Below are 12,171 nucleotides of genomic sequence, written 5' to 3'. Positions count from 1 at the left end.
TCCCATAAAGAAAAAAATGAATAGCAAACTGTAAATTATTAACTATTTTTTGACTCTAAACTATCTAGATTGTCTACAAAGTAGTTTTGTCGGAGATCATGGGTTACGATAGCTCGCTTTAGGGCAAAGTTGACGTTAATGGTTGTGATTTATATCCCACTTTAGCTAGAGCTTGCTGAATTCTCTCTAAATTCACGCGCTCCGAGTTGTGCTGGATAGTGACTTGTTTGGTTGCCATATCGACCTCGCATTTACTGACCCCAGGCAGACTTTGAACTGCTCGTTCAATAGTCTCGGCACAAAATTCACACATCATATTTTCCAATTGCAGCCGACTTGTTTCACTCATAATTGACTCTCACTAATAGAAATGCCAGGATAGATACTTGAGATTAATGCGGTAAAAATTACTGTTGTTGACTCCTTTATTCCCTACCTGGGGTGGTGGTTGGGATTCCCAGACATCCCAGAATCATCTTCTGTTGTCGAGCTATTCCACTCCATCATTTTGTCCATCTGTCCCATCATCTGCTCCATGTGTTCCATCATTTGTTGATGGTGCTGTTGTAGTTCTTCTGGGGTCATCTGAGCCATCATTTGATTCATTTGACCCATTCTCTCTTGCATTTGACCCATCATTCGTTGTTGCTGTTGTCGCATTTGCTCTGGAGTCATGGGCATTTCTGAGGTCGTATCAGCAGGCGTTGTTGGTATTTTCGGTGTTGTTTGCGCCCAAGATGGATTTGTATTTAGCATTAGCAATGCCATGACAGCTAACGCAGCACTATTAAAGGTTTTACCGATTAGGTTCATTTACATTTCCCTTAAGATTATGATAAACTCTCTAGTCGATTAGAGAGTTTAGTCGCTGAAATAAAAATTAAAAAAACTCCGATTAACTCTCTGGTCGAATATCTACTATTCACATTTCCAGAAAAAAATGACATCAGAATGAAACGCTCTAGAGAGCTTAACAAATCGTCAAAGGTTATTGCTTGCTTAAGGATTCAATCCTGCTTCGATCTCGACGATTAACTCGATCGCCTCTCCAACCACTCCAAAAGGGAAAACCTTTTTCATCCTTCAGTTTCAAGGTTGTATTCCCTTTCTTCCAAATGGTTGCTTGGAGTTGAGAACTTATTGATTTCCTCTCCAACCATGCCAAACGGGAAAGCCACTTTCATCCCTTAGCATCAAGGTTGCATCTCCTTTCTTAACTTCGGCTGCCATCATAACGGATTGCCCATTAAAGTTGACTTTTGAGCCTTTCACTTCGATCCTGTCCTTGGGCTCGATACTGATATCTTGGTTTTGAAGATACCAGGCTGGACCTAAGTGAACGTCAACTGTCTCATCGTCCGTTTTCAACCGCAGATTCATGCCACCAGACATCCCTCCCATCGGGGTAAAAGTATCTACGCTAACCACTTCTCCGCTAATGGTTTCAACGCTATTGGTGTCGTACATTCTGCCGTACTGAGAGCCGTGTCCCCAACCACCACTTCCATGCCTGCCAGAACCCATCATTGAACCCTGTTGCGCCATTTCTGGTTGGCACTGTCGATTGGTCTGAGATTGATTGGGTGTCATCTCGCAAGGAGTGACTCCAGAACCTGGAGCTAATTCCTCAGATGGTTTTTGTGCCCATAAGGGGCTAGGATTCAATATTAGTAGAGCCGCACCAGCCACAACCGCAGTTTTAAGAGTTTTACTGACTAGTATTATGCTCATTTTTGTTTCTCCTACTACTTTGTCAGTCTTGTGAGATTAAGCTCTGGTTTCTAGTTAAATTAGAAAAATACGCTTTTTATCTCTGCCAACTGTATTGTTTCTAATTCCAAATTAAAGAGAAAATTTGAAGAAGTTGTGAGCAAATTAGAAAAATAGCTATAAATACGAATTTTTAAGATATATACTCCACATAATTTATTTTTTCTATTATTTATTCTATTTATCTACCTTAATTACATTAGTCATGTTGATGCTCGACTCTTTATTTAACTAGAGAGCTTACTTCATCCCCTAAAAATCGGAAACCTGGAAAAGTTTTTTATTGACTTTAAAATAAAGAGGGTTAAATTCAACGCTCTTTCCTTAAAAATCTCACCCAAATATGAAATCAGGATGACAAAAAGGGATTGCTTAACAAATAGTAATCAGTACCGATAATTAACTTTCTCTTTATGTACTATTTAAACCAGTTATTTTCCCTTAATATTCCAGACTTGCTTAATGAACCTGACGACTACTGACTCTCGGTTAGTTATCATTTCCCTTCCATAGGCTTTGGCAACATAACACCCTTCATCCGTTCGGGAGTACGAGCCCAGAACACGATCGCCTAACATGACTATCTTTTCGTTACCCTTATGAACTATCTTTATCTCCTGATTAGCAGTCATCCCCCTCCTTAACTCCTACCAAAAAGTGCTAATGCTCTCTCAGCAGCGATAAACCTATGAATAAATCTGTACCCGATAGAATCGGCATCCGATGCTTCGCCTTTTAGCCTACAAAATTAAGAAGATATAAAGGATTTTTGCTTTACCTCTGGAAATCCTCTATATCTTCTCAAGAATTTTCGCTTCGTTCTCAAAAGGTATTAGAAACTAAAATTAGTACGGATTGCTCCGACCCAGATTGAATCGTTATTCTCGTTATGATTGGGATTGAGGATTACATAAGCTCCTGGAGTAATCAGAATGTTTTCCGAAAGAGGAAATTTATATTGAGCTTCGATGATATAAGATGTATCTAGATCTGCCGTACCTCCATCAACATCAGTTGCTTTGGGAGGCATTCCGCCCGCAACGGTAAAAATAGCACCCTCTTTACCTAAATCTAGTAAAGATAAACTGGCTACCCAGTTCCAAAGATCGGCATTATCACCATCCCTAAAATCGTCTTTGGCTTCGGCATTAATATAACCACCCCACGCTGCAAGGTTAAGCTTAGAATTAATTTCCCAGCTTCCTTGGACACCAGCCCGTATAGCAGAAGTGGGAATTTCACCAAAGGGTTGTCTGGCAATAGAACTACCAGTGCTACCAGAGAGGTTAACGTCATCACCAGGATAATAGGAATAACCTCCAGCCAAACCGAGAGAAAGTGATTCGATTGGTTTCCAATTTAGCTGACCGATAGCCGTATAGTCTCCGTTGAATAGTCCATTGGTTTCACTTGGCTCTTCAGCATCTCCAGTAAGATATGCTAAATCTAAACCCAAAGAATCGGTGAATTTGACATTAGCACCAATAGCCTGCTGAGCTCCCGTTCTGAAAATAAAGGGATTGTAATTAAAAAAACGATTAAGAGATCCTGTATCTGTGCTTTCTAGATAAGGGTTATGGATATCGCCGAAATCGTTTAAATCAGTACCATTTGCTCCCAACCATATTCTGATATTATCTCCTAATGGAAAACGATAGGACAAATCGTTAATTTCTATACTGTTTTCACTACTGTCATCAAAAGCCAAACGAGCCATATCAGTTCCCGTAGCATCGGCAAAGCTATTAAAATTTCCCGCCTGTAACCGAACTCTTAGACGATCTTCGCCCATAAAGCTAGTATCAAAATTTAATCGCGTTCGATAGCTTAGAGTAAACTCATCCTCAAGAGCAACATCGCTATCTGCCTGTAGTTCGCTGCCAAAAGCACCACCAGCATTAAAAATAACCGTTCCATTTAGTTTGGTAGTCGTCGAAAACTGGTTATCTTCTAAAACCGCAGTACGGCTTTCTATCTCGTCAACTCGCCCCCCTAAAGTTGCTAGTTCGGCTTCAAACTCTTGAGCCAGTCTTTGCATACTTTCCAAATCTTCTTGAGATACTGACTCGTTGCTAGCAATTAATCGCTCTATTTGATTTAAACAAGAATTTAGTCCCGCAGCAAATTCATATCGGGTCAATGGTTGACTGCCACGATAGGTCTGGTTGGGAAAACCTGCGATACAACCATAGCGATCTACCAAAGAACGTAAAGCTTCATAAGCCCAGTCTGTAGGAGATACATCCCGTAACTGATTGACGTTAGTTACCTGAGACATCGATTCTGTATTCGACGTTTCTAGATTGCTATATTGTCTTATATTTTCTATGAGAGTCTCAGAATTATTACCTGGTTGAGCTTGTGCTGGATTTCTCTGTTCTGAAGTTGATATCGAAGCATTAGGCTGGATCTGTGCTGATGCCGAGTTTTGCCCGAACAAAAAAGCGGTTGCAAAAATCGCAGATATCGATCTTAAATTAGACCAAGATAGTTGTACCATTATTTCCTCACACTGAATCACACCAAAAAACTCAGTTCTCAATTTAACTTTTAAAATGAGAATTACACCGAGGTTTCTTTACTTCAAAATCTCACAACAAAATGAAATTAGAATGACATTTGGAATAGTATTGCCAAAAAACATAAAAAAACTCAGTGAAATTCCCCAAGCTTTTTAAATCTTTAGCTAGTAGAAAATCACTGAAGTTTATTTATTAATGTGTGAGGATATTAAGACTTAAGAATTAACATCCCCCTCTAGTCTGACAGGTAAATATGAAATCACGATGACACGTAAATGGTTTAGGTTAGATACACAGGTCGGACTCAGACACGGTCGAATCGAGCTAATTGTGTCATCAGTTTTCATCCAATGTCTGCATGAGTCTATTGACACTATTAATGTACCCGCGATCGTCTATGGTTTCTGGTGCTAACCTTCTTTTGGAGATCGCTTTTTCAACCAAATCTTCAGCTTTGACTTTTCCTGTATTGACTGCCGTGATAAATTTAGCGTATCCTGGAATTCCTGAATTGGTAAAATCACCCTGATAAGCTCTATAAACCAGATCGAAAGGTGTAATTTCTACAATGCTATCAGTCGATCCCAGATTGTTCTGGGAGATCTCTTTAGCTAATGTAGGGGTAGCCATTAGAGATAGAGTCAAAGCTGACAAGCTCATTAAAAGTGTAGTTTTCATTTTTTATTTTTCCTTTTTTTCTTTATTTTTGTAAATTAGTCGTTGTTAATATTGATGCGTCTAGAACCTAAGTACAGTCCACGACTATTTTCACCTTCGGGATAAGCAGTAACGCCAAACTGATACCCTCCCGCAGATGAGGGATTACGTTTTGGTTTTACCCTTACCGTTACCGTATTTCCTGGCTCAATTGGCTGGTCAAATACGACTATTGCCTCACCAGGCTGCTGCTCGATATCACCGCCCACAGCAGCGAGAGAAACATCAGAACCGCCAGCTAAACTATCACCGAAAAAAGCAGAGCTTTTATCATCTTTAAACGTAACTGTATCGCCTCCACTTCTTTGCTGGATTACTACTGAACCTAAAGCTTCTTGAGCATCTTCAGGTACTTCAATAGTGAATTGGTAAGTTGCGATCGGGCTGTTTCTACTTCTAGAGGTAGTAGCTGCTCTAGTCAGACGTGGACCTTTGCTAAAAGCAACCTCTCCATTAGGTAACTCGACTGCTGAAACTGGATTAGTAGATAAAGATATAGGTAAGATAGCCCCAGCAATTAAAGCAATGCTAGCCAGGGAAAACTTTATAAGTGATTTGGTCATTATAAACCTCACGATTATTGAATAAAATATTTTGCCAAGACTACAAAATAAAGAGAGCCAGATTTACTGGTATCGTCGAACTCTGAAAAACGCTAAAGTTTGCGATCGGCAGTTTTAACTTTTTTTGTCTGTAGCCTATATATCCAATATTCGGATATAAAAATGACATTTGAATGACATTGTTAAGCTTTGATTAAAACTATATCTTTCGGACGATATAAAGTTTTTTTTCCGAATCGACAATAGCTAACTAATATTTTTAAAAACCTGTCGAAAGATATAGACAAAAAAATACCATCAAAGCTATCAAAACCTTTTCCAAACAGATAAATAAAATCTAAAGTAAATCTAATTTCATGCTGATTTCATTTTTATCATCAATAATTGGAAAGTATGAAAACTTCTTAGCTTTTTTATAAAGATAGACATATGCACGTTAATTCAAAGGTAAGACTAATAGCAATGGCAATGTTTACGGCTGTAGCTGTAGGGATTGGTAATGGAATAGCTTCAGCAGAATCAACCAACCAAAATAATGATGAATCCCAAATGAACCATGAACAAATGATGAATTCTGATGAAAAATCAAAGCCTATGCAGGAATGTGACAACAACTCCAATGCAGAGATGAATCACGAACAGATGAGTGCAGAAGAACACCAAATGTCGATGCAACAGTGCGACGATAACTCTAATACAGAGATGAATCACGAACAGATGATGAATTCTGGAGAGGATGAGATGCCAATGCCAAACAATTCGCCAATGCCAGCTAAATAGATAGCTTCTAAAAGCTTATCCTGTCTATTTGTCTATTATGTTCTGTTCTATCTATAGACAAATAAATAGCCAAATCAGCAAAGCTATGCTCAAGTTATTAGTTTAATTTCAAAATTTTCTCAAACGCTTCACTCGATCGCTTTATCTTTATCGAGTTATAACTTTAATGAACAATAAATCTAGTACATTCAATAGACGAAACTTTATCCGTTTCACTGCTGGAATGAGCGTAGCACTGGGACTCGATAGCCTTCTCCCCGCATATGTCAAACCAGTCGTTGCTGCAAACAAGTCAAAAACTAAATTTGAATATTCCGATCCCATTGACTTAAAAATTCAAAAAACCAAACTCCCAATTGCAGGAAAAAGTGCCTCTTCTTTGACAGTTAACGGCTCGATACCCGGACCTTTGGTACGTCTTAAGGAAGGTCAGACAGCAACGATTCAGGTTACAAATCAGTTAGAGGAAGATACATCAATTCACTGGCATGGCATTATTCTTCCTCCCAATATGGATGGAGTACCTGGTGTAAGTTTTGCAGGGATTAAACCAGGAGAAACTTTTACCTATCAATTCCCCGTCACCCAAAGTGGCACTTATTGGTATCACAGTCACAGTGGAATGCAAGAACAACTGGGGCATTTTGGTCCGATTATTGTTGACCCAAATGAACCCGAACCTTTTGAGTATAACCGAGATTATGTCGTCATGCTTTCCGATTGGACTTTTGAAAATCCCCACCATATTCTTGCCAATCTCAAAAAAATGCCTGCTTACTACAATTATCAACGAAGAACCATCGCTAATTTATCCGAAGATTGGGCATGGAAGGGGATGCGAATGGATCCTACCGATATCGCCGATGTTACTGGAGCAACCTACACCTATTTAATGAACGGTTTGGCACCAGATTCCAACTGGACTGGACTCTTTCAACCTGGTAATAAAGTACGACTTCGCTTTATTAACGCTGCTGCAATGACTTTCTTCGATGTTCGCATTCCTGGACTCAAAATGACTGTCGTGCAAGCAGACGGTCAAAATGTACAACCAGTAGCTGTCGATGAATTCCGTATTGGTGTTGCCGAAACTTATGATGTGATTGTAGAGCCTCAACAAGAGCAAGCTTATACTATTTTTGCAGAAACGATGGATCGCAGTGGCTATGCTCGTGGCACATTAGCAATTCGTGAGGGACTAAGCGCGTCTCTACCCGAACGTCGCGAACGTCCATTGCGGAGTATGGCAGATATGGGAATGGATCACGGATCATCAGGTATGAATCACGATATGTCAAGCATGAATGGTAGTTCTACTATGAATCACGATATGTCAAGCATGAATGGTAATTCCAACATGAATCACGATATGTCAAGCATGAATGGTAATTCCAACATGAATCACGATATGTCAAGCATGAATGGTAATTCCAACATGAATCACGATATGTCGAGCATGAATGGTAATTCCAACATGAACCACGATATGTCGAGCATGAATGGTAGTTCTACTATGAATCCCGATATGTCAGGTAAGGATACAGGAGTTCCTCACGGTTCTGACGATCATGGTTTAGGAAATGCAGCAGTGCCAATGATGGTAAAAAGTCGGTTAAATGAACCTGGTGTTGGTTTAGAAAATACGGGAACTCGCGTCTTAGTTTATACTGATTTGCGAAGTTTAAAGCCAGGTTCTGACCAAAGAAAACCAGAACGAGAACTAGAATTACATCTTACTGGCAACATGGAAAGGTATATGTGGTCATTTGATGGTAAGAAATATTCAGAAAACAAAGAAATCACATTTTACAATGGAGAACGACTGCGCTTAATCTTTGTCAACGACACCATGATGGAACATCCAATTCATCTACACGGAATGTGGATGGAATTAGATAATGGCGCAGGAGAATATAAACCCCGCAAACATACAATCAATGTCAAACCTGCTGAAAGGCTACCTGTAGAAGTTAACGTCGATGCGCCAGGTAAATGGGCATTTCACTGTCATTTGCTCTACCACATGGAGATCGGGATGTTTCGTACCGTAGCTGTTGTCGATCGCCCTCTGGAGGCAAGCTAGGTGAAAAATAACAGTACAGATTACCGTTCCACTCTTACTGGATTACTAGGTATAATCAGCGTTTTGGCTTATGCTCCAGCAATACAAGCAGGGGAATTGCCACAGCTTAAAACAGAAGTCAGCATCGAAACATTTAACTTGGAAGTAGATAATTCTGACACGCCACCAGAAAATAAACTGCCAAAATTAACCGAAAGCTTTTTAATCAACGAATCCATCGAACCTGCTGTTAAAATTGTCAACTATGAACAATGGCAGTTATCACAGCGCCATAATCAAACTTCTGAGAGCATTGACGAAGAAAAATGGCCCGAACCTGTAGAAGATAGTCAAATATTTTGGCTGCTATTGGTCGATCAACTGGAGTTTCGTGGCAATGATGGGGAAGATACCTTCAATTGGGATGCTCTAAGCTGGATTGGAGGTGACTATCAAAGACTTTGGATTAAAACGGAAGGAGATGTTGGTTTAGAAAGCGGTGATGGAGAAGCCGAGCTACAACTCCTTTATGGTAAATTAATCGCTCCTTACTGGGATTTTCAAGCTGGAATAAAATACGACCAGGTATATAGTTCTGATGGTGGACCAGGAAGGGCTTCTGGAGTTATTGGTATTCAAGGTTTAGCTCCCTATCTCTTTGAAGTGGATGGTTCTCTTTTTGTCAGTCAAGATGGGGATGTTTCCGCAAGATTCAGTGCTGAATACCAGTTACTTCTCTCTCAACGATTAATTTTACAACCCGAATTTGAAACCAATATTGCTATTCAAAAAGTAGAAGAATTTGGTGTTGGTTCGGGACTCAACGATCTTGAGCTAGGATTACGATTGCGCTACGAAATCAGTCGTAAATTTGCCCCCTATGTTGGTATTAACTGGACGCGCAAATTTGGCGACACTGCGGAGCTAGCAGAAGAAGAAGGTGAGAGTACGGATAACTTTTCTTTTGTCGGTGGTTTGAGGCTCTTGTTCTGAACTGTTTTCATCGTTGCTTTAGACTTTCCATCCTGACTGTATAATCTTCCCATGTCATCCTAATTTCATTTTTTTTTGTCAACTTGGTAAATGCAATCCTCAGACAAAGGTAAATTATGACTCAACGTATTTTGACAACAATCAATACTTCTCTTATTAGTTTTGTGAGTATAGCAGGACTGAGCTTACAAACAAAACCTTTACTAGCTCATAGTGGTCATTCAGATAAAGTAGAAAGTCAAGAGCGACCGCAAACAATAAATAACCAGCAATCACCTTCTCATAATTCATCCATGAACCATGATATGTCAGAAATGGATCATGATACACCACAGATGTCTTCAGATCGAGAAAGTTTGGTTGACTCTCCAAAAACTACTGAAGAACAACCTACTATTACTGAAAACGAAACAATAGCTCCAGTTCCCAACCCCCAGATTACAACATCACAATCTATACCTACCAGTCCGCTACCTATTATGGGGGAATCTCTCTTTGCTTTGCTGGTAGCGAGTCCTTTTCTACTGTTTGCTCTTAAAAGATGGTTTCATAAATAAACTATAAATTAGCAATTGCGTACTAAAAATAACCAATCATGGCAATTAACAAAGCCCGCTTGCGCCACATTCATTTTTGGTTTGCGCCAATCATGTTTTTTCCCATACTATTAACATCTATTACTGGCTCTCTGTTTCAAGTGGCAGTTATTACGGGGAAAGGAGAGCAATTTCTCTGGCTATTAGATTTCCATCGAGGAAAATTTGGGCGGATTAACTTGGAATTTATCTATCCTCTTCTTAATGCTTTTGGGGTTCTAATGCTAGTTGTTACGGGGATAATCATGTGGCTCCAGATTAGACAAAAAGTACGCAGAAGGCATTGACGTTTTCCACGTTAATTTTTGATATCAGCTTAAAAAATTTCATTCTGATTTAATATTTGTCTGCCAACTTAGCCAATGTAAATCTGCCGAAAAACTGCGATTGCAACCAATTATTGATTGGTTTTGTTAAGCCAATCTGCAAAAAAAACAAAAAAGTAAATATAGATTTTATTTCTGCGTTATGCTCATTCTGGCATTCTCGCTTTTTTTTGTGGCTTATTCTGACAAATGCTAGCTAAGACAAACAAGTAATTAGCTCCAGCTAAACTTTAACTCTCCTATATTCGGCGTAACAATGGGACATTCTGACGCTAAAATTAGCAACAAAAGAGGCAAAAACAAGAAATACTCTCATGAGTCCAGTATCAAGAGTCAATCCAATTCTCAGATCTATAAAAAAGAAACAAGATCGCCTACAGAAGCACAACTGTGTCAGAATAGATTCTACGAAGAATGTCCTAGTAGTGCAATAACTGACACGGTTTACACAGCAGGAGTCACGGGAATGGACTTTTGGGCATTAAGATATAACAGCTTGAACGGAGGAAAAGATTTTTCCTCTGGTCGAGTCGAGTTACAAATTCGAGACAGATTTGACCTGACTGACTTTGCCGAAGTAGCTTATCAAACCAAAGAAGTAATTGCCCATCAATTTGGCGAACAAACCCTTAAATTACATTATGCCTTAGCTGCCATTGCTTTCCGCAAACCAGAAGCCTGGAAGGAAGAAATAAAAATATCAGCTTCTAAGCTACTGTCTGACTTTGGTGAAGATAAAAAAAAGAGACGATACATTCCTAAAGCAGAACGGAAAATAAACAATAAACCTACCCGTTATTTTTCTAAAGAAGAAAGATTGAGACAAATTGCCCATCATGTATATTTGCTTAAGCGACTAGAGGTTTGGGTCAAAGAATGGCGAATACGTAGCAAAGGAGTATTTGCCATTGAAAGGTCTAATTTGTGGGAAATCTACAGTGTCACCGACATTATTAGAGATAATACTAATAGTAAATCTCCTTTAATTGATATCGAAATCACCTATCGTCCTGGTTTATGGTTTGAAAAATTCGCTGGTCATGAATATCTACGAGAATTTGGATATTTAACTAGCGAAGCACTAAAGCTCGATCCTTACCAGGAAAAAATGGCTTTGAGATTGGCTTATTTTGCTCTTTTTGCTTTACAATCCAATAGTTACAGAGATTATTATCAAATAGAGACTCTTTTAAAACATATTGGTTATGAAAATGAAATAGAAATAGCTAAAGTTGAGCGTAACATTGCTTTAAATTTAAAGCGTAGCTTTGACCGAGGATTTAAAATCTTGGCGAATTTTGAGCATCCCTACAGTTTTGTCTACGACTTAAATGTTCCTCAATGGGTTCTTCCAGATAGCAAAATCAATAAGCCAAAATGTTGGTTTGATATCTGGCTCAAGTGCAATGGTACTCTACAACAACCAGAAATAACTCTCGAACGCCCGACAAAATCTATATCTGTCTATTCTCAAGAAAATAAAAAACAAAAATTAGCTGAAGAAGCAGCTACTGATGAAAATTCTTTAGCTTTTGGTAAACAAATTAGACAAGCTCGTAAAGCCAGTGGAGAAAGTTTGAGAAGTATGGCTAAAGAGCTTCATATTTCACCTTCTCGTCTATCTCAAATTGAAAACGGTTGCTATCCCCATCCAGTTGACACCGAACTAAAAATAAAACTCTTAACTTATTTAGGCATATAAACATAACCAACCAGATAAACAATATATTCACATAGCTCAAAAGCCCTTCAATCAAGGGTTTTTTTGTTGTGAAAAGATTTTTTTAGTGTTTAGGAACGTTTTTTAGCTCCTAAACAGTCATAAAATTTAACAAAGCCCAA

12 protein-coding genes are annotated in these 12,171 nt (G+C 38.9%); 6 read left to right on the top strand and 6 right to left on the bottom strand.

Annotation, left to right across the window (positions count from 1 at the left end; genetic code table 11):
- Positions 1-118: 118 nt before the first annotated feature.
- The 6 genes from STA7437_RS23460 to STA7437_RS23430 all read right to left on the bottom strand — a co-directional run bounded on the left by STA7437_RS23460 (position 119) and on the right by STA7437_RS23430 (position 5,572).
- A complete protein-coding gene (locus STA7437_RS23460) occupies positions 119-349 on the bottom strand; it encodes a heavy-metal-associated domain-containing protein (protein WP_015212110.1) in 231 nt (76 codons plus the stop codon).
- A gap of 83 nt (positions 350-432) precedes the next feature.
- Entirely contained in the window at positions 433-813 is a 381-nt protein-coding gene (locus tag STA7437_RS23455) for a hypothetical protein (protein ID WP_015212109.1), read from the bottom strand.
- Between the two features lie 324 nt (positions 814-1,137).
- Entirely contained in the window at positions 1,138-1,731 is a 594-nt protein-coding gene (locus STA7437_RS23450) for a hypothetical protein (protein WP_015212108.1), read from the bottom strand.
- An 871-nt stretch (positions 1,732-2,602) separates the two neighbouring features.
- Entirely contained in the window at positions 2,603-4,270 is a 1,668-nt protein-coding gene (locus STA7437_RS23440) for an iron uptake porin (RefSeq protein WP_015212107.1), read from the bottom strand.
- A 358-nt stretch (positions 4,271-4,628) separates the two neighbouring features.
- Positions 4,629-4,970, bottom strand: coding sequence for a hypothetical protein (locus STA7437_RS23435; protein ID WP_015212106.1), 342 nt, complete (start codon positions 4,968-4,970; stop codon positions 4,629-4,631).
- A gap of 35 nt (positions 4,971-5,005) precedes the next feature.
- Positions 5,006-5,572 carry a DUF2808 domain-containing protein gene (locus STA7437_RS23430; RefSeq protein ID WP_015212105.1) on the bottom strand — a complete coding sequence of 189 codons (567 nt, stop codon included), beginning with the start codon at positions 5,570-5,572 and terminating at the stop codon, positions 5,006-5,008.
- A gap of 429 nt (positions 5,573-6,001) precedes the next feature.
- On the opposite strand from STA7437_RS23430, the gene STA7437_RS23425 reads away from it, so the two are divergent.
- From STA7437_RS23425 to STA7437_RS23400, 6 genes are all read left to right on the top strand, one after another.
- Positions 6,002-6,352: a hypothetical protein gene (locus tag STA7437_RS23425; RefSeq protein WP_015212104.1), complete on the top strand. Its 351-nt coding sequence runs from the start codon at positions 6,002-6,004 to the stop codon at positions 6,350-6,352.
- Positions 6,353-6,518: 166 nt separating this feature from the next.
- Entirely contained in the window at positions 6,519-8,435 is a 1,917-nt protein-coding gene (locus STA7437_RS23420; protein ID WP_015212103.1) for a copper resistance system multicopper oxidase, read from the top strand.
- Entirely contained in the window at positions 8,436-9,407 is a 972-nt protein-coding gene (locus STA7437_RS23415; RefSeq protein WP_015212102.1) for a copper resistance protein B, read from the top strand. It begins immediately after the preceding gene.
- A gap of 116 nt (positions 9,408-9,523) precedes the next feature.
- The gene (locus STA7437_RS23410; protein ID WP_015212101.1) at positions 9,524-9,964 is read left to right on the top strand and encodes a hypothetical protein; all 441 of its coding nucleotides are present in this window, start codon (positions 9,524-9,526) and stop codon (positions 9,962-9,964) included.
- A 38-nt stretch (positions 9,965-10,002) separates the two neighbouring features.
- The gene (locus STA7437_RS27235; protein ID WP_015212100.1) at positions 10,003-10,290 is read left to right on the top strand and encodes a hypothetical protein; all 288 of its coding nucleotides are present in this window, start codon (positions 10,003-10,005) and stop codon (positions 10,288-10,290) included.
- 295 nt (positions 10,291-10,585) lie between these two features.
- Entirely contained in the window at positions 10,586-12,031 is a 1,446-nt protein-coding gene (locus STA7437_RS23400) for a helix-turn-helix domain-containing protein (protein ID WP_015212099.1), read from the top strand.
- The last annotated feature ends 140 nt before the right edge of the window (positions 12,032-12,171 follow it).

Origin of the sequence: Stanieria cyanosphaera PCC 7437 (assembly GCF_000317575.1) — a bacterium.
Classification (GTDB): domain Bacteria; phylum Cyanobacteriota; class Cyanobacteriia; order Cyanobacteriales; family Xenococcaceae; genus Stanieria; species Stanieria cyanosphaera.
Note: the sequence above shows the minus strand (reverse complement) of the source record. Positions and strands in the feature narration are given on the sequence as shown.